The sequence below is a fragment of the Calidithermus terrae genome, from assembly GCF_003574345.1.
In the GTDB taxonomy this organism is placed as follows: Bacteria; Deinococcota; Deinococci; order Deinococcales; family Thermaceae; genus Calidithermus; species Calidithermus chliarophilus.
The window spans coordinates 1-17,297 of record NZ_QXDL01000077.1 but is presented as its reverse complement, the minus strand read 5'-3'; the positions used below and the strand labels follow the sequence as shown (position 1 = coordinate 17,297).

The 17,297-nt window shown below is 69.6% G+C and carries 19 protein-coding genes, 1 pseudogene and 1 riboswitch; of the genes and pseudogenes, 13 read left to right on the top strand and 7 right to left on the bottom strand.

Annotation, left to right across the window (positions count from 1 at the left end; translation table 11 throughout):
• Positions 1–220 (bottom strand): annotated as a pseudogene (locus Mterra_RS10350) (FAD-binding oxidoreductase); the annotation flags it as partial.
• Between the two features lie 179 nt (positions 221–399).
• Here Mterra_RS10350 and Mterra_RS10345 point away from each other — a divergent pair.
• The 13 genes from Mterra_RS10345 (at position 400) to Mterra_RS10285 (ending at position 12,763) form a co-directional block, all read left to right on the top strand.
• Complete coding sequence (locus Mterra_RS10345; RefSeq protein ID WP_245971593.1) at positions 400–1,827, top strand: PEGA domain-containing protein; 1,428 nt, start codon at positions 400–402, stop codon at positions 1,825–1,827.
• Between the two features lie 314 nt (positions 1,828–2,141).
• Positions 2,142–2,280, top strand: a riboswitch (SAM riboswitch).
• A 128-nt stretch (positions 2,281–2,408) separates the two neighbouring features.
• The gene (locus Mterra_RS10340) at positions 2,409–2,972 is read left to right on the top strand and encodes a hypothetical protein (protein WP_119315131.1); all 564 of its coding nucleotides are present in this window, start codon (positions 2,409–2,411) and stop codon (positions 2,970–2,972) included.
• Complete coding sequence (gene cysC, locus Mterra_RS10335; RefSeq protein WP_119315130.1) at positions 2,969–3,505, top strand: adenylyl-sulfate kinase; 537 nt, start codon at positions 2,969–2,971, stop codon at positions 3,503–3,505. The genes Mterra_RS10340 and cysC overlap by 4 nt, the downstream gene beginning before the upstream one ends.
• Positions 3,502–4,173, top strand: a complete 672-nt coding sequence (locus Mterra_RS10330) for a phosphoadenylyl-sulfate reductase (protein ID WP_119315129.1) — start codon at positions 3,502–3,504, stop codon at positions 4,171–4,173. The genes cysC and Mterra_RS10330 overlap by 4 nt, the downstream gene beginning before the upstream one ends.
• A 103-nt stretch (positions 4,174–4,276) precedes the next feature.
• Positions 4,277–5,431 (top strand): sulfate adenylyltransferase, encoded by a 1,155-nt coding sequence (sat, locus tag Mterra_RS10325; RefSeq protein ID WP_119315128.1) that lies wholly within the window; start codon positions 4,277–4,279, stop codon positions 5,429–5,431.
• Between the two features lie 31 nt (positions 5,432–5,462).
• A complete protein-coding gene (locus Mterra_RS10320) occupies positions 5,463–6,458 on the top strand; it encodes a sulfate ABC transporter substrate-binding protein (protein WP_119315127.1) in 996 nt (331 codons plus the stop codon).
• An 11-nt stretch (positions 6,459–6,469) separates the two neighbouring features.
• Positions 6,470–7,309 carry a sulfate ABC transporter permease subunit CysT gene (cysT, locus tag Mterra_RS10315; RefSeq protein WP_119315126.1) on the top strand — a complete coding sequence of 280 codons (840 nt, stop codon included), beginning with the start codon at positions 6,470–6,472 and terminating at the stop codon, positions 7,307–7,309.
• Positions 7,310–7,311: 2 nt separating this feature from the next.
• Entirely contained in the window at positions 7,312–8,172 is an 861-nt protein-coding gene (gene cysW / locus Mterra_RS10310) for a sulfate ABC transporter permease subunit CysW (protein ID WP_119315125.1), read from the top strand.
• Complete coding sequence (locus tag Mterra_RS10305) at positions 8,156–9,136, top strand: sulfate/molybdate ABC transporter ATP-binding protein (protein ID WP_119315124.1); 981 nt, start codon at positions 8,156–8,158, stop codon at positions 9,134–9,136. Before cysW ends, Mterra_RS10305 begins: the two co-directional genes overlap by 17 nt.
• Positions 9,133–9,897, top strand: a complete 765-nt coding sequence (locus tag Mterra_RS10300) for a precorrin-2 dehydrogenase/sirohydrochlorin ferrochelatase family protein (RefSeq protein ID WP_245971592.1) — start codon at positions 9,133–9,135, stop codon at positions 9,895–9,897. Before Mterra_RS10305 ends, Mterra_RS10300 begins: the two co-directional genes overlap by 4 nt.
• Entirely contained in the window at positions 9,894–10,652 is a 759-nt protein-coding gene (gene cobA / locus Mterra_RS10295) for a uroporphyrinogen-III C-methyltransferase (protein WP_119315123.1), read from the top strand. The genes Mterra_RS10300 and cobA overlap by 4 nt, the downstream gene beginning before the upstream one ends.
• Positions 10,653–10,660: 8 nt before the next feature.
• Positions 10,661–11,074 carry a DUF4395 domain-containing protein gene (locus tag Mterra_RS10290; protein ID WP_119315122.1) on the top strand — a complete coding sequence of 138 codons (414 nt, stop codon included), beginning with the start codon at positions 10,661–10,663 and terminating at the stop codon, positions 11,072–11,074.
• Positions 11,075–11,083: 9 nt separating this feature from the next.
• Positions 11,084–12,763 carry an NADPH-dependent assimilatory sulfite reductase hemoprotein subunit gene (locus tag Mterra_RS10285; protein ID WP_119315121.1) on the top strand — a complete coding sequence of 560 codons (1,680 nt, stop codon included), beginning with the start codon at positions 11,084–11,086 and terminating at the stop codon, positions 12,761–12,763.
• Between the two features lie 182 nt (positions 12,764–12,945).
• Here Mterra_RS10285 and Mterra_RS10280 read toward each other — a convergent pair whose 3' ends face one another.
• From Mterra_RS10280 to Mterra_RS10255, 6 genes are all read right to left on the bottom strand, one after another.
• On the bottom strand, positions 12,946–13,326 hold the full coding sequence (locus Mterra_RS10280) for a VOC family protein (protein ID WP_119315120.1): 381 nt from the start codon (positions 13,324–13,326) through the stop codon (positions 12,946–12,948).
• A 99-nt stretch (positions 13,327–13,425) separates the two neighbouring features.
• Positions 13,426–14,727 (bottom strand): cytochrome b, encoded by a 1,302-nt coding sequence (locus Mterra_RS10275; protein ID WP_119315119.1) that lies wholly within the window; start codon positions 14,725–14,727, stop codon positions 13,426–13,428.
• Positions 14,728–14,750: 23 nt separating this feature from the next.
• Positions 14,751–15,425 (bottom strand): QcrA and Rieske domain-containing protein, encoded by a 675-nt coding sequence (locus tag Mterra_RS10270; RefSeq protein ID WP_119315118.1) that lies wholly within the window; start codon positions 15,423–15,425, stop codon positions 14,751–14,753.
• 15 nt (positions 15,426–15,440) lie between these two features.
• Positions 15,441–15,932, bottom strand: a complete 492-nt coding sequence (locus Mterra_RS10265) for a cytochrome C (RefSeq protein WP_119315117.1) — start codon at positions 15,930–15,932, stop codon at positions 15,441–15,443.
• A 14-nt stretch (positions 15,933–15,946) separates the two neighbouring features.
• Complete coding sequence (locus Mterra_RS10260; RefSeq protein ID WP_119315116.1) at positions 15,947–16,753, bottom strand: c-type cytochrome; 807 nt, start codon at positions 16,751–16,753, stop codon at positions 15,947–15,949.
• A 172-nt stretch (positions 16,754–16,925) separates the two neighbouring features.
• Positions 16,926–17,297 (bottom strand): sugar phosphate isomerase/epimerase family protein (locus Mterra_RS10255; RefSeq protein WP_147372675.1); only part of this gene is annotated, 372 nt, incomplete at its 5' end.

Genomic DNA, 17,297 nt, shown 5'->3' with positions numbered 1-17,297 from the left:
CCTTGGGGGTGCGGAGCTCCAGGCCCAGCACCTCGGCGGCGAAGAAGAAGTTCTGCCCGAAGCCTCCCCTCTCCAGCAACCCCCCCAGCCCGCCCGGCAGCTCCACCGGCGGGAAGGGGGGGTAGAGCCCCGGGGGGAGGGCGCTCCAGATCTCCAGCAGCGGCGTGTCGCCGGTCGCCACGAGGTACTGGTCGTCGGCGGAAATCTCCAGCACGGCCATGGCCCCTACCTTACCCCAGCGGCCCGCCGCGCCCAAGGTGGGCTTACCCTGGGGAAGCTATGAGTTGGGTGAAGAATCCGATGAGCGTGGGATGAAACAGGGCGTGACTTAAACCCCGGATGACGCCATTCTCATGAAGTTGAAGAAAGGTGCCCTAGGCTATGCTCGGAGGTGAGCAGATGAAGCGTGCTATAGCGCTGTTAATGCTGGGTCTGGGGCTTGTAGCCCACGCCGAGCCCCAACTCAGCCCTCAGAACATCGTCGTCAACCCCGTACCTACTGAGCTGCAGGTGCAAGTCGGCGTGGACCGTGACCCCGCCGGGCGTGCCAACCCCGTCTACCAGATCGGCGAGAAGATCGTGGTCAACGTCTCGGTGAACCAGGACGCCTACGTCTACTTGTTCGGGGTCTACCCCAACGGGGAGATCTCGCCCATCCTGCCCAACCCCTACGACCGCGACAACTTCCTGCGTGCCGGCGAGACCCGCCGCTTCCCGCCCGTGGGGGCTCGTTACGAGTTCACCATCGACGGCCCCGAGGGCCAGCACCGGGTGCTCGCGCTCGCCAGCAAGCGCCCGCTCAACGTCGGCAGCATCATCGACTCGAGCCTGCGCCCGCTGGTGCGGGGCGCCGACGCCTTAGGCCGTGCCATCGCCATCGTCGTTGACCCCATCCCCGACCAGGAGTGGGTCACCGACGTCACCTTCTTCACCGTCGGCCGTAGCCAGCCGCAGCCCCAGCCCGTCACCGGCACCCTCAACGTCACGTCCAACCCCCAGGGCGCCCAGGTCTTCGTGGACGGGCGGCTGGTGGGCAACACCCCCATCTCCGTCAGCGTGCAGCCGGGCCGCCACGACATCGAGCTGCGCCTGGCCGGTTACGACACCTACCGCACCTCGGTCAACGTGGGGCTCGGGCAGGTCATCAGCATCAACGCCACCCTCGAGCGCCCCCGCCCGGCCACCGGCACCCTGGTGGTGAACTCCAGCCCCCAAGGCGCCCAGGTCTTCATCGACGGCCGCCTGGTGGGCAACACCCCTATCAGCGTCAGCCTCAACCCCGGCCGCGCCGACGTGGAACTGCGGCTCGACGGCTACGACGTCTTCCGCACCTCGGTCGTGATCAACCCCGGCCAGACCACCTCGGTCAACGCTGGCCTCAACGCCCAGCGGCGCACCGGCGTGCTCAACGTGACCTCCAACCCCAGCGGCGCCGACGTCTACATCAACAACCAGCGCGTGGGCCGCACCCCCTACTCGGTGCAGCTCAACGAGGGCACCTACGACCTGCGCGTCAGCCTCCCCGGCCACGCCGACTACCGCACCACCGTGCGCGTTGACCGCAACCAGGAGACCCGCATCAACGCCCAGCTCGCCCCGCTGCGCGCCCAACTGACCGTCTCGAGCAACGTCGAGGCCCGGGTCTTCGTCGACGGCCGTGAGGTCGGCACCGTCGGCTCCGGCGGCAGCGTGCGCTTCGAGGTGGACCCCGGCCGTCACCAGGTCGTGCTCATCGCCCCCGGCTACCGCGCCTTCGTCACCGAGGTCAACCTGCGCAGCGGCGAGAACGAGACCATCCGCGCCAACCTCAGCCGCTTGAACTTCTAGGCCCTACAGCGCGAAAGGCCCAAGGACCGGGGTACTCGCCCCGGTCCTTTGCCGTCAGCCCGTGGCTCGTGGTTCACCCCACCCCGTCCCTCCCGCAGGCGGGGAGGGTTTATCCCCCCCAACCCCCCTTGCTAAGGGGGGCAACAAGGCGTCTTGCGTACGACGTACGACGTACGACGTACGACCCGCATCCGACGTACGACCCGCGCCCGGCGTTAGACGTCCGACCATCCCACTTGTTTACAAGTTTTGTCACTTATGCTAGCCTACCTTCCATCCCGGCTCGAGCCGGGACGGGTGCAACACCACCCCAGGTCTTATCCAGAGCAGCGGAGGGAACGGCCCTGTGAAGCTGCGGCAACCTGTAGGGGCTTTCAGCCGGCAAGCTGAAGCGTCTCTGCGTAGGTGCCAATTCCGGCCCGGGCACCGGACAAAGCCCGGGAAAGATGAGGAGGTCTTCGTGTCGAAGCAAGTTGCCATGAACCCTAACCCGCGCGTGCTTTCGTGTCCCGGGCGCTGTCGTCGCTCCAGCTCTTTCGCTGGCCATCGGCACCTGGGATCTTCGTTCATGGGGGCACACCGTGGGTCTGCACGAGTTCGAATCGGTCCATAAGCCAAAGCAACAACCCGCCCGCCCGGAGGGGCTCGCCGGCGGCGACCGCGTGTGGGGCGAGGTGCGGCGCCCGGGGATGGGCTACCGGGTGCAGCTTAGCTGGGACGGGCGGCGGCTGGCCGGGCGGCTGGGCGGGGCGATCTTCGGGGAGAACGTGTACCTCGAGGCCTTCGCCGGCCAGCTCTTGGGCTCGGTGGCGAGCAGCGGGCGCGTCCTCACCTTGCACGCGCAGCTCGAGGGCAGCCGCCTTCGGCTGCGGCTGGTGGGCCCGGACCGGGGGGCGCAGGCGGTGCTCGAGTTCTCCGGCGACCGGGCCTCGGGCACCCTCGACCTCGGGGGGCAGGCGCACGCGGTCGAGATGGGCTTCTCGGCCGCACAGGTTCTGGCCCGCGCCGGCGATCAGGAGGTGCTGCTGCACCACCCCGGCTTCCCGGCCTGGGTGCTGGCGGTGGCGGCGCTGACGGCCGACGTGGCGGCCCGCAACGCCTGGCGGGTGCTGCTCGACAGCTACACGGGGTGGGCGGAGGCATGAGCGGGGCGGTGATCTGGTTCACCGGGCTCTCCGGCGCGGGCAAGACCACGCTGGCGAGGGCCCTCGAGGTCCACCTCTACGAGGCGGGCCAGAAGGTCGAGCACCTCGACGGCGACGCGGTGCGCGAGCACCTGTCGAAGGGGCTGGGCTTCAGCCGCGAGGACCGCGACGCCAACGTCCGGCGCATCGGCTTCGTGGCCAACCTGCTCGCCAAGCACGGCGTGATCGTGCTGGTGAGCGCGATCAGCCCCTACCGGGCCACCCGCGAGGAGGTGCTCGCGCAGGCGCCGCGCAAGCTCGAGGTCTTCGTGGACGCGCCGCTGGAGGTGCTGGCGCGGCGCGACGTGAAGGGGCTGTACGCCCGGGCCCTGAGGGGGGAGATCGCCAACTTCACCGGGATTTCCGACCCCTACGAGCCCCCCTTGAACCCCGACCTGCACCTGAGGACCGACCGGCTCAGCCTCCAGGAGAGCCTCGAGCGGCTGCTGGGGGCGCTCGAGCGCCTGGGGATCGAGGCGCGGGTGAGGGCATGAAGACGACCCCCGGCGCCTGGGACGCGCAGACCGACCCCCTGGTCGTCATCCGGTGGGCGCTGGAGGAGTACCCCGACCTGCTGATGCCCAGCGGGTTCAACCTCAACGGCGTGGTGCTCATCGACCTGGCGGCCCGGGCGGGCTACGCCGGCGAGGTGGTGTTCGTGGACACCGGCTACCACTTCCCCGAGACGCTGCAGACCCGCGAGCGCCTCGAGGCGCGCTACCCCGGGATGCGCTTCGTCACCCTGAGCGCCGCCCTGGACGAGGAGCCCTGGGGCGAGGAGCGCTACCGCTCCGACCCCGACGGCTGCTGCGCCGCGCGCAAGGTGGCGCCCCTGCGGGACTACCTCGCGCTCAAGCAGCCCCGCGCCCTGCTGAACGCCCGCAGCCGCGACCAGGCCTCCACCCGCGCCGCCCTCGGCTTCCTCGAGCCCGGCGAGCGGCTGCGCGTCAACCCGCTGGCCTACTGGGGCCGCGAGCGGCTCGAGGCCTACGCCCGGGCGCACGACCTGCCCGTCAACCCGCTGTACTGGTCGGGCTTCCTGAGCATCGGCTGCTGGCCGTGTACCCGGGCGGTGCGCCCCGGCGAGGACGCGCGGGCGGGCCGCTGGGACGGCAAGGGCAAGGCCGAGTGCGGGCTTTGGGTGGGGGAGAAGGCGCTTTAGGGCGCTCTTCACGGGGTTTGAGCCGACAAACGCGAGACCGAGGCCTTACCGTTATGGAAAAGTTGATAAATCTTGTTTACAAAAGCTTTGGGGAGGTTCGCCCGTGAGCCGCTGGAGCCACAAGGGCGTCGCGCCGCACGGGGGCGTCCTGGTGAACCGCCTGGTGCAGGCCGACCCCCGCGAGTACGCCCACCTCCCCGCGCTCGAGCTCTGTGAGCGGGGGTACGCCGACCTCGAGCTCATCGCCACGGGCGTCTACTCCCCGCTCGAGGGCTTCCTGGGCGAGGCCGATTACCGGGGGGTGGTCGAGCACATGCGCCTGGCGAACGGCCTGCCCTGGAGCCTCCCCATCACCCTGAGCGTGCCCGCCGGCGAGGCCCGGCAGTACCGGGGCACGGTGCGCCTGACGCGGGGCGGCGAGACGGTGGGGCTGCTGGAGGTCGTGGAGCAGTACCGCCCCGACCGCCGCGAGGAGGCCCTCGAGGTCTACCGCACCGCCGACCCCGCCCACCCCGGCGTGGCCGCGCTGCTGGCCCAGGGGGAGGTCAACCTGGCCGGGCGGGTGAGCCTGCTGCGCCTGCCGCGCGGGGAGTTCCCCGAGCACCACTACACCCCCCTCGAGACCCGCCGGATCTTCCACGAGCGCGGCTGGGGGACGGTGGTGGCCTTCCAGACCCGCAACCCCATCCACCGCGCCCACGAGTACCTGCACAAGGTGGCGCTCGAGCACGTCGACGGGTTGTTCCTCAACCCCCTGGTCGGCGCGACCAAGCCGGACGACGTGCCCGCGCGGGTGCGGATGGCGGCGTACGGGGTGCTGCTCGAGCGCTACTACCCCAAGGATCGGGTGCTGCTGGGGGTCTACCCGGCGGCCATGCGCTACGCCGGGCCGCGCGAGGCCGTGCTGCACGCCATCAGCCGCAAGAACTACGGCTGCACCCACTTCATCGTGGGGCGCGACCACGCGGGCGTGGGCAGCTACTACGGCCCCTACGACGCGCAGGAGATCTTCGGGGCCTTCCGCCCCGAGGAGATCGGCATTCAAATCCTCAAGTTCGAGCACACCTTCTACTGCCGCACCTGCGGCTCCATCGTCTCCCCGCGCACCTGCCCGCACGACGCCGCGCACCACCTGGTCCTCTCGGGGACCCGCGTGCGCGAGCTGCTGCGCTCGGGCGCGCCGCTGCCGCCGGAGTTCACCCGCCCCGAGGTGGCCGAGGTGCTGCGGACGGCCTACCAGGAAGCCCAGCCCGCTTAGGCCCTCTTGCCCCTTTTCCCCGGAGACCCCCGTGTACCGATTCCTTCTGACCCTCGTCCTGAGCCTCCTGGCCGCCTCGAGCCTGGGCCTAGCCCAGAACCTCACCCTCCTCAACGTCTCCTACGACCCCACCCGCGAGCTGTACGCCCAGATCAACGCCGCTTTCGCCCGGTACTGGAAGGAGCGCACCGGGCAGAACCTGACGATCAACATGTCTCACGGCGGCTCGGCCCGGCAGGCCCGGAGCGTGATCGACGGCCTCGAGGCCGACGTGGTGACGCTGGCTTTGGCCTACGACATCGACGTCCTGGCGGACAAGGGCCTGCTGGCGGCGGGTTGGCAGGGCCGCCTGCCCTTCAACAGCAGCCCCTACACCTCGACCATCGTCTTCCTGGTGCGCAAGGGCAACCCCAAGGGCATCAAGGACTGGAACGACCTGATCAAGCCGGGCATCTCGGTCATCGCCCCCAACCCCAAGACCTCCGGCGGGGCGCGGTGGGCCTTCCTGGCGGCCTGGGGCTACGCCCAGCGCCGCTTCGGCAGCGAGGCGCGTGCCCAGGAGTTCGTGGCGGCGCTGTACAAGAACGTGCCGGTGCTGGACTCGGGCGCCCGTGGCTCGCTCACCACCTTCGCCGAGCGCGGCATCGGGGACGTGCTCTTGGCCTGGGAGAACGAGGCCTTTCTGGCTTTGGAGGAGTTCGGGGCCGATAAGCTCGAGATCGTCCTCCCCTCGGTGAGCATCCTGGCCGAGCCGCCGGTGGCCTGGGTGGACCGCACCGTGCAGAAGAAGGGCACCCTGGCCGTCGCGCAGGCCTACTTGCAGTTCCTCTACAGCCAGGAGGGCCAGGAGATCATCGCCAAGAACCACTACCGCCCGCGCCTGCCGAGCGTGGCCCAGCGCTACGCCAAAAAGTTCCCCAAGATCGCCCTCTTCACCATCAAGCTCTACGGCGGTTGGCGCGAGGCCCAGGCCAAGTTCTTCAACGACGGCGGGGTATTCGACCGGATTTACCGGCCCGGCCAGTAGAGGAGCCCCCGATGACCCTGACGGCCCGCCGCTCGCGCCCGGTTCTGCCCGGTTTCGGGCTGTCGCTGGGCTTTAGCCTCGCCTATCTGAGCCTGCTCGTGCTCCTCCCGCTGGGAGCTTTGGTGCTGAAGTCCACTGGCCTGTCCTTCGAGCAGTTCGTGGCCCTGGCCTTTTCGCCTCGGGTGGTGGCGGCCTTGCAGCTCTCCTTCGGCGCTGCCGCTTTGGCCTCGCTCATCAACGTGCCCTTCGGGCTGCTCTTGGCCTGGGTGCTGGTGCGCTACGAGTTTCCCTTCAAGCGCCTGGTAGACGCCTTGGTAGACCTTCCCTTCGCGCTGCCGACGGCGGTGGCGGGCATCACCCTCACCACCCTGCTCGCTCCGGGGGGCTGGGTGGGCTCGCTCTTGGAGCCTCTGGGCCTCAAGGCGGCCTACACCCGGCTGGGTGTCCTCGTCGCGCTGGTCTTCATCGGGATTCCCTTCGTGGTGCGCGCGGTACAGCCGGTGCTGGAGGAACTGGGCGAGGAGGTCGAGGAGGCGGCTTTGACGTTGGGGGCGAGCCGGGGGCAGATCTTCTGGCGGGTGATGCTCCCGCTGCTGCTCCCGGCCCTGCTCACCGGCTTCAGCCTGGCCTTCGCCCGCACCATCGGCGAGTACGGCTCGGTGGTGTTCATCTCGGGCAACCTGCCCTTCAAGACCGAGATCGCGCCCCTTTTGATCGTCACGAGGCTCGAGCAGTACGACTACGCGGGGGCGGCGGCCATCGGGGTGATCATGCTGGCGATCTCGCTGGTGCTCCTGCTGGCGCTCAACCTGCTGCAAGCCCGGCTGGGCCGGGGCCTGGAGGGGGGATAAGGATGGACCGCCTGGTCTTTTCCCAAAGGCCCCTCCCCCGCCGCAGGACGGCCAAGCCGGATTGGGTGCGGCTCGCGCTCGGCGGGCTGGCCCTGTCCTTTGGGGCACTCTTTCTGGTCCTACCTCTCATCACGGTCTTCGCCGAGGCGCTGCGCAGGGGTCTGGGGCCGTACCTGGGTGCCATCACCGAGCCGGACGCGCTGGCGGCGGTCCGCCTGACCCTCACGGTGGTGGCCATCGTGGTCCCGCTCAACACCCTCTTCGGCCTCGCGGCGGCCTGGGCCATCGCCAAGTACCGCTTCCCTGGCCGCAGCCTCCTCCTTTCGCTCATCGAGCTTCCGCTGGCGGTCTCGCCGGTCATCTCGGGGCTGGTCTACGTCTTGTTGTTCGGGCAGCAGGGCCTTTTGGGGCCGTGGCTTTTGGCCCACGACATCAAGATCATCTTCGCCCTGCCGGGGATCGTGCTGGCGACGGCCTTCGTCACCTTCGCCTACGTGGCCCGCGAGCTCATCCCGCTGATGCAGGCCCAAGGCCGCGAGGAGGAAGAGGCGGCGCTCACCCTGGGGGCCTCGGGCTGGCAGATCTTCTGGCGGGTCAGCCTGCCCAACATTCGCTGGGGGCTTTTGTACGGCGTGGTGATGTGCAACGCCCGGGCCATGGGCGAGTTCGGCGCGGTGGCGGTGGTTTCGGGGCACATCCGGGGCCTCACTACCACCATGCCCCTGCACGTGGAAATGCTCTACAACGAGTACCAGACGGCCGCGGCCTTCGCGGTGGCCTCGCTCTTGGCCCTGCTGGCCCTCTTCACCCTGCTCGCCAAGAGCCTGCTCGCTTGGAGAACCCGCCATGAACATCTCGATTGAGAACCTCAGCAAGCGCTTCGGCAACTTCACCGCCCTGGAGGGGGTGAACCTCAGCATCAAGAGCGGTGAGCTCGTCGCGCTCTTGGGGCCCTCCGGCTCGGGGAAAACCACGCTTTTGCGGGTGATCGCGGGCCTCGAGACCCCGGACACGGGCCTCATCTGGTTCGACGACGAGGACGCCACCCTGCGCCCACCGGGCGAGCGCCGGGTGGGCTTCGTGTTCCAGCACTACGCCCTCTTTCGCCACATGACCGTCTTCGAGAACGTGGCCTTCGGGCTGCAGGTGCGCCCCAGGGTCAGCCGTCCGGGCAAGCGCGAGCTGGCCTCGAGGGTCCACGAACTCTTGCGGCTGGTGCAGCTCGAGTGGGCCGCCCAACGCTACCCCTCGCAGCTCTCGGGCGGGCAGCGGCAGCGGGTCGCGCTGGCGAGGGCCCTGGCGGTCGAACCCAAGGTGCTGCTTTTGGACGAGCCCTTCGGGGCGCTGGACGCCAAGGTGCGCGAGGAACTGCGCCGCTGGTTGCGCAAGCTGCACGACGAGATCGGCCTGACCAGCGTCTTCGTCACCCACGACCAGGAGGAGGCGCTGGAGATCGCCCACCGGGTGGTGGTGTTCAACCGGGGCCGCATCGAGCAGGTCGGCACCCCCGAGGAGGTCTACGACCATCCAGCCACGCCCTTCGTGTACCACTTCCTGGGGCGTTCCAACGCCCTCGCGGGCGGCTTCGTCCGGCCCCACGAGCTCGAGGTCTCCCCCCGGCCCGCCGAGGGCTACCGCCCAGGGGTGCTCAAGCACCTGCGCCTGGTGGGGGCGGTGGCACGGCTGGAGGTCGAGTCGGCGGAATCCGGGGGGCTGCTCGAGATCGAACTGCCCAGGGCCCTTCTGCCCGCCTTGGGCTTGCAGGAGGGCTCGCTCTTGTACTACAAGCCCCAGCGGCTGCGGCAGTTCGCGGAGGTGGAGTCATGAGCTATTACCCGGTGATGCTGGATCTCCGAGGCCGCCCCGTGCTGTTCGTGGGCGGGGGCTGGGAGACGGAGGCCAAGGTGCGGGGCCTGCTGGAGGCGGGGGCCAGGGTGACGCTGCTCTCCCCCCGCGAGCACCCCGGGCTGGAAGCCCTCGCGCTCGAGGGAAGCCTCACCTGGCTGCGGCGGGGGTACCGGCGGGGGGACCTGGCGGGCTTCGCGCTGGTCTTCTCCCACCCCCCCGACCGCTCGCTCAACGCGCCCGTCGCCGAGGAGGCCCGGGAGCGGGGGGTCTGGCTCAACGCGGTGGACGACCCCGCCCGCTGCGACTTCATCCTGCCCGCGGCGCACCGCCAAGGGGACCTGGTGGTCGCGGTCTCCACCGGCGGGGCGGCCCCCGCGCTGGGGGTGCGCATCAGGCAGCGGCTGGCGCGGGAGTACGGCCCGGAGTACGCGGAGTACCTGAGGCTGCTGCGCTCCTTCCGGCCCCTTGTTTTGCGGGCCTACCCCCACGACTTCGAGGCCCGCAGGGCCGCCTGGTACCGCATGGTGGACAGCCCCGCGCTGGAGCGGGTGGCCCTGGGCGAGGTCGAGGCCGCCCGGGAGGTCCTGCTGCGGGCTTTGCGTCAACAGCATCCCCCCCACCCTCCCCAGCCCCCGCAGGAGTGCCCGCAGGGGTGCCCGCAGGAGCAGGAGCAGAGCACATTGGCAGCGGCACCGGCACCGGCAGCGGCAGCGGCAGCGGCGTCGGAGGCGACGCCGTGAGGGGCAAGGTCTACCTGGTGGGGGCGGGCCCCGGCGACCCCGAGCTGCTGACGCTCAAGGCGCTGCGGGTGCTGCGGGAGGCCGAGGTGGTGCTCTACGACCGGCTGGTCAGCCCGGCGGTGCTGGAGTTGGTCAACCCCCTGGCCCGGCTCCTTTACGTGGGCAAGGAACTGGGCGAACAGGACAGGGTGCAGCAGCTCATCTTCCAGCAGCTGCTCTGCCACGCCCGGGCCGGGCGCACGGTGGCGCGGCTGAAGGGGGGCGACCCCATGGTCTACGGCCGGGGCGCGGAGGAGTGGCTGGCCCTGGCCGCCGAGGGCGTCGGGGTGGAGCTGGTGCCCGGCGTCAGCTCCTCGCTGGCCGTGCCCGGGCTGGCCGGCATCCCCCTGACCCTGCGCGGGGTGGCCGGCGGCTTCGCGGTGCTCCCGGGGCACGCCCAGGGGGGAACCCTGCCCGACCCCGCCCCCTACGCCCGCGTCGACACCCTGGTGGTGCTGATGGGGGTGGGGGAGCGGGCCCGCATCGCCCGCGGGCTGATCCGGGCCGGGCGCAGGGCCGACGAGCCGGTGGCCTTCGTCGAGAACGGCTCCACCCCCGAGGAGCGGGTGGTGACCGCCACCCTGGGGGAGGTGGCCAGGGGAGAGGTCGCAGTCCAACCCCCCGCCGTGTGGGTCATCGGGGAGGTCGTGCGGGTGCGGGAGCGGCTCGAAGCCCTCGAGCGGGCCGCGCGGCCGGTCACGGCGGCCTCGAGCTAGGAGAAGCCATGGAAAAAGCTCAATTCACCGATCAGAACCAACTCCGCTTCAACCAGTCGCTGCTGGTGGCTACGATCCCGCTGGCCTTCGCCCTGGGCCTGGCCTGGCCGGTCGCGCTGCTGTTCGTGCTCATGGCCTCGCACCACCTGGGCTTCGACGCCCTGGCCTGGCTCAAGCGGAGCCTCGGCGTCCGGCCGCGCCTGACCCACGAGGACCCCCGGCCCCACCGCTTCGCCCGTACCGTGGGCGCGGTGTTCCTGGGGCTTGCCACGCTGGCGTTCGGGCTCGAGGCCTGGGCCGTGGGCTGGGTCCTGGCCTTCGCGGTCGCGGCGCTGGCCCTGCTCAGCCTGACCACCCGCGTCTGCGTGGGCTGCTTCCTGTACTTCCAGCTCCGCATGTTCCAGCAACGCCTGAGCCGTTAGGAGCCGCCGATGTCCGAAGCCAAGCTGTCCAAAGTCGAGCACGTCAAGATCGCCAGCAACCGCCTGCGCGGGCCGGTGGACGCCGAGCTCCACGACGGCACCGACCACTTCAGCGAAGAGGGCTACCAGATCCTCAAGTTCCACGGCATCTACCAGCAGGACGACCGCGACGTGCGCAAGGCGCGAAAGGCGCAGGGCCTGGGGCCCGACTACTCCTTCATGATCCGGGTGGCGATCCCCGGAGGGGTGCTCACGCCCGAGCAGTACCTCGCCCTCGACCGCCTGGCCGACGAGCTGGGCAACGCCACGCTGCGCGTCACCACCCGCCAGGCCATCCAGTACCACGGCGTGCGCAAGGGCGGCCTCAAGCCCCTGATGCAGGTGCTCAACCGCAACCTCCTCACCACCCTCTCGGCCTGCGGCGACGTCGTGCGCAACGTCGTCGCCTGCCCGGCCCCCTTCGCCGACCGCCAGCGCGCCGAGCTGATGCGCTACGCCAAGGAGCTCTCCGACCGGCTCAAGCCCAAAAGCCGCGCCTATTACGAGATCTGGCTCGACGGGGAGAAGGCGGCGAGCCTCGAGGAGCACGAACCCCTCTACGGCGATACCTACCTGCCGCGCAAGTTCAAGATCGGCTTCGCCTTCCCCGGCGACAACTGCGTGGACGTGTACACCCAGGACGTCGGCATCGTGCCGGTGGTGGAGGGGGAGCGCCTCGAGGGCTTCACCCTGCTGGTGGGCGGCGGGCTCGGCCAGAGCCACGGGGCCAAGGACACCCGCCCGGTGCTGGCGAAGCCCCTCGCCACCGTGCCGCCCGGGCAGCTCTTCGAGGTCGTGGAGGCGGTCGTCAGGGTGCAGCGCGACCACGGGCGCCGCGACGACCGCAAGTTCAGCCGCATGAAGTACCTCGTCGAGGCGTGGGGCCTCGAGCGCTTCAAGGCCGAGGTCGAGCGCTACGTGGGCTACGCCCTGCCCGAGGCCCGGCCGCTGGCGTGGCTCTCGGGCGACGACCACCTCGGCTGGCACGCGCAGGGCGACGGCAAGCTCTTCTTCGGGCTGTTCGTGGAGAACGGGCGGGTGAAGGAGAACCTGCGCGCGGCGATCCGCGAGGTGGTGCGGCGCTTTTCCCCCGAGGTGCGCCTCAGCGCCCAGCAGAACATCCTCTTCGCCGGCCTCGACCCCGCCGACCAGGCCGCCGTCGAGGCCGTCTTCCGCGACCACGGCGTCGCGCTCCCCGGCAGCATCCCGCTGGCGGTGCAGAGCGCCATGGCCTGCCCGGCGCTGCCCACCTGCGGCCTCGCCATCACCGAGAGCGAGCGGGTGATGCCCGAGGTGATCCGCGAGATCGACGGGGTGCTGGCGCGCCTCGAGCTCCACGGCGGCCCCGTCCCCCACGTCCGCATGACCGGCTGCCCCAACGGCTGCGCCCGCCCCTACAGCGCCGAGGTGGGCCTGGTAGGCCGCAGCCTCAACTCCTACACCGTCTACCTGGGCGGCAGCCACCTGGGGACCCGCCTGGGCCAGGTCTACCTCGACAACGTCAAGCGCGAGGAGATCGCCCTCCGCCTCGAGCCCCTCCTCACCGCCTACAAGCACGAGCGGCTCGAGGGCGAAGCCTTCGGCGACTACTGCCACCGCGTGGGCGTGCAGGCCCTGAGGGAGCGCTTCGCCGACCTGGCGTCGGTGTAGGGGGGCTCATGGTAAATCCCTCTCCGGCGCCGGAGAGGGAAATCCCCCCAGCCCCCCTTGCTAAGGGGGGAACCAGGCGTTTTGCGTCTTGCGTTTCGCGTACTGCGTACGACGTAGGACGTACGACCGGCGCCGCGCGTTGGGCATCGGCTATCGACCGCCGACATACCACGCAACCCCCCTCACAACGGCGCGAACAGGTCCACCGTGTGCCCGTCCGGGTCCTTGACCACGGCGTAGCGCTGGCCCCAGAAGGCGTCCCACGGTGCTTTGTGGCCCTGGTAGCCGGCCTCGAGCAGTTCGCGGTAGAGCGCGTCCACCGCGGCGGGGCTCTCGCAGAGGTAGGCCCCGGCGTGCTGGGGGTGGAACTCGTAGGCGGGGTCGAAGCTCCGGATGACCTCGAGGCTGTCCCAGGCGAAGCGCAGCCCGCCGGGCAGGGTCACCTCGACGTGGCCCTCGTCCTCGGCGCCGGGCGGGAAGTCGAAGCCCAGGCGGCGGTAGAACTCGAGCGAGGCCCCCATGTCGCGCACCACCAGTCCGATCAGGTCCAAGCGTGGTTTCATAAATAACCTCCGGTGTTTTGCCCCAAGCATAATCCAGGGGCCGACGGGAGTCAAAGAAAACCTCCCCGAGAACGGGGAGGTTCAGGAGACTGCGGCGGCTCAGTCGTCGGCGGCGGAGGCGCGGCCGGTGAACTCGAGCTCCACCTCGCGGCCGCGGTAGGCGGCCTTCATCAGGATGTAGCTGATGACGTAGGTGAGGATCGGGGCCACGATCAGCAGCACCCACAAGATGGCGATCAGCGTGCCCGAGCTGAGGTTGGGGTTGGCGTTGAGGAAGTCGATCTTATAACCCGCCAGGGTGGCCATGATGTAGAACATCAGCATCGCCAGGACGAAGCTGGTGCGGCGGGGGTGCTGGCTGGGCAGCTCGAGGTAGCGCTGCTTCTCCTTCTGGGGCTCGAGGAAGGGGATAGCCATGGCGCCCACGATGATGAGGGTGGGCACCAGGATGCCGCCCACGAACTGCGGCCCGAAGTTGGCCCCCAGGATCTTGAGGTCCCACTGCGGCAGGATCTGCAGGATGCCGTAGATCCACATGAAGTACCAGTCGGGCTTGACACTGGGGGTGTTGGGGGTGGGCGGGCCGAAGGCCTCGACCGGGTGGGCCAGGAAGGCCCCGGCGATGAAGGTGGTCACCGCGACGTAGACCAGGAAGAGCACGCCCATCATCACCGCCTGCTGCGGCATCGCGGGCACGCCCAGGATGCGGCCGGGGGCCACCTTCTCGGCGTACTTGGGCTGGGTGTGCTTCTGCTTGACCATCAACAGCAGGTGCGCGCCGATCATGGCGATGAGCAGCAGCGGCAGCCACAGCACGTGGATGGAGAACAGGCGCGGGATGGTCTTGGTGTTGGAGGCCTCGAGCTCGCCCGCGAAGAGGATCGCCGACATGGCCTTGCCCAGCCAGGGCGCGGCCTCGCCGATGTGGTAGCCGATGCCGGTGGCGGTGAGGGCGTAGTTGTCGAAGGGCAGGGCGTAGCCGGTGAAGGCGGTGACGATCGCCAGCACCAGCAGCACGATGCCGATGAGCCAGTTGAGCTCCCGCGGCTTCTTGTAGGCCCCGGTGAGGTGGATGCGCAGCATGTGCAAGAAGGCCGCCGCGATCATGATGTGGGCCGACCAGTGGTGCAGCGAGCGCAGCACCGCGCCGAAGGGCAGCGAGTCGATGTAGAGGATCGAGGCGTAGGCGGCGGGGACAGGGTCGTTGTAGCCCTCGATCTTGACCGGGCGGGTCGAGGGTTCGTAGTTGAGGGTGAGGAAGATCCCGGTCAGCACCAGCACCACGAAGGCGAAGAGGGTGATCTCGCCGAGGAAGAAGGAGTGGTGCACCGGGAATGCCTTGCGCAGGAATTTGGCGTTGAGCCTGCTCAGGTCGAGGCGTTCATCGAGCCACTGGTACATTCAAGCCTCCTGTCGACTCAAGCCTATACCCGGCGGATGCCGTCGTCTGTAGCGGCCTCCACCCCGATGGGGCGGGTGGGCTCGCCCGCGATGACGATCCGGCCGTTCTCCAGCTTGATGGGGAACTGGCCCAGGGGCTTAGGGGCCACGATCAGGGCTTTGCCGCTCTCCTTGGGGTCGTACAGGGCGCCGTGGCAGGGGCAGAGCATGAGCTGCTTGTCGGCCACCCAGTTGCTCACCACGCAGCCCAGGTGCTTGCACACCCCGGAGTAGACCACCACGCCGTCGGCGGCGAGCTTGGCCGTCTCGGCGTCGAGGTTGCCGGGGTCGAGCTTCATGACCAGCAGGGTGTTCTTGAGCTCGGCCCCCTTGACCACCTGGCTCTCGGGGTTCATGGGGTAGGCCACGATCATCTCGGCGCCGGGCTTGAGCTCGGCCGGGTTGATGGGCTGGCCCCGCTTGGGGCCCTGCGAGTAGACGAGCACGTCGCCCTGGGCGATGGGCTCGCGGTCGGGGGTGATCTCCTTCTTGGGGATCAGGCCCGCGCCTACGTAGAGCGTCGAAAGCACCGCCGCCCCGGCCCCCATCCCGATGGCGGCCTGCAGCACCGCCCGCCGGGTGGCGTGGGCCTCGGGGGCCTCGGGCTCGAGCGCGGCCTCGTGGCCGTGCGCGTGCGTGTCGTGGTCGTGATCAGCCATTGCTCATCCCTTCCCTTACCAAGGGAACTCGCCCTTCTCGTCCTCGGCGAGCACTTCCTCGGCCATGAAGAACTTCTTGTAGATCGCGATCAGCAGCGCGATGATCAGCATCATCGCCGCGAAGAGGCCCCCCTGCAGCCAGGTGGGCGGGGGGAACTCGGCCTCCTTGTTGGCGGCCAGCACCAGGGTGCGCACGAAAACACCCGAAGCGGCGGCCAGGGCCAGCGAGAGGATCACCCCGGCCACCACGGGCACGCTGCTGGCCTCGGGCTCGTGCTTGCCGGGGCGCAGCTCGGCGCCCTCGAGCCAGTTGGACAACAGCCCGATGAAGCCGTACATGAACAGCACGGCCCCGAAGGCCATCAGCCCGATCTGGCCCACCGTGAGCTCGGCGGGGGTGTGCCCGGAGAGCGCGGCCACGCGCTGGGTGACCAGGTAGGCCATGTAGAACAGCGCGACGGCGAAGATGATCGCGAAGGCGGGGACTACAGTGTCGTTACGGTACATCCCGTACCTCCTCCTCAGCGGTGGGCCTTGGCGTCTTCGACGGTGGCGGGGCCGAAGCTGTTGCCCCAACTGTTCATGACGTAGGTGGCGACGGCGGCCACTTCCTCGTCGGAGAGCTGGGCGAAGCCGGGCATGGCGCCGGTGTAGGTCTGGCCGCCGACCTCGATGGTCTTGCCCTGCAGGCCCTTGATGACCACCTCGGTCACGTACTTGGCGTCGGAGAGGTTGGGGTTGTTGGCGAGGGGCGGGAAGGCGCCGGGCAGCCCCGCGCCGTTGGCCTGGTGGCAGCCGGCGCAGTTGGCCTGGTACACGCCCTCGCCCTGCTTGATGAGCTCGGCGCTCACCGCGCCGCCGGTGGCGCCCTCGCCCGCGCCGGCGGTGCCTTCACCGTGGCCCGCGCCGCCCGCCGCGGCGTTCTTGCTCACTTCCTCGACGATGGTGTCGGGCACGGCGGTGAGGGCGAAGAAGCCCCAGATGCCCAGCAGCAGCAGCACGGTCACGGCGGCGGCGGCCAAGCCGGGGAAGCGCTCGCGGGGCGGCTTGATGTTGGGGTCGCCTATGCGGACGGTCATCTCGAGGTCGCCGCTGACCTCCTTGCCGTCCTCGAGGCCCTGCAGCATCACGCCCGGGAGGTTCTTGACCTTGAAGTGCTTCTCCTGCACCTCGCGTCCGCCGCCTTTGTGGTAGGTGACGATGCGCAAGGTGTGCTCGCCGTCGGGCAGCGAGCGGGTGTCGATCTTGACTTTGAAGGGGGGATCTTTGAGCACCTGAACGGGCTCGCTGGCGTCGTTGAGATAGACCTCGATGCGTTCGATAGGCATGAATGGATCCTCCTGGCCTTCCTCTCCTTGGGCGGTGAGAGGGACTGGGCACTGCGCACTAGCTTACCAAGAGCCGCGCCCAGACACTACTCCAGTTCAAAGGGTAGAAGAGGCCAGCAGGTCAAATGTCCCTTGTCAAAAGGCTGTAATGCCCGTCACGGTTGGCGAATTTTCAGGGCGAGCGCAGCAATTCCACGCTCTGCTCGACGCCTCGGAGGCCCCCGGTGACCTCGAGCGCGACCGTGCCCCCGAAGCCGCGCAGCCGCTCCTTGACCCAGGCCCAGTCCACACGGCCCTGCCCCACCGGCAGGTGGCTGTCGCGGTCGCCGTGGTTGTCGTGCAGGTGCCAGTGGATGAGGCGGGGGGCGAAGCGCTGGTGGTAGGCCTTGGCCTGCCCGTCCTTGCCCTCCACCAGGGCGTGCCCCACGTCGAGGCAGAAGCCGTAGGCGGGGTGGGCCTCGAGCACGGCGGAGAGCTCGTCGGTGCCCTGGAGGAGGTCGGAGGGGGTGAGCGCCAGGTTCTCCAGCGCCACGGGGAGGGGGAG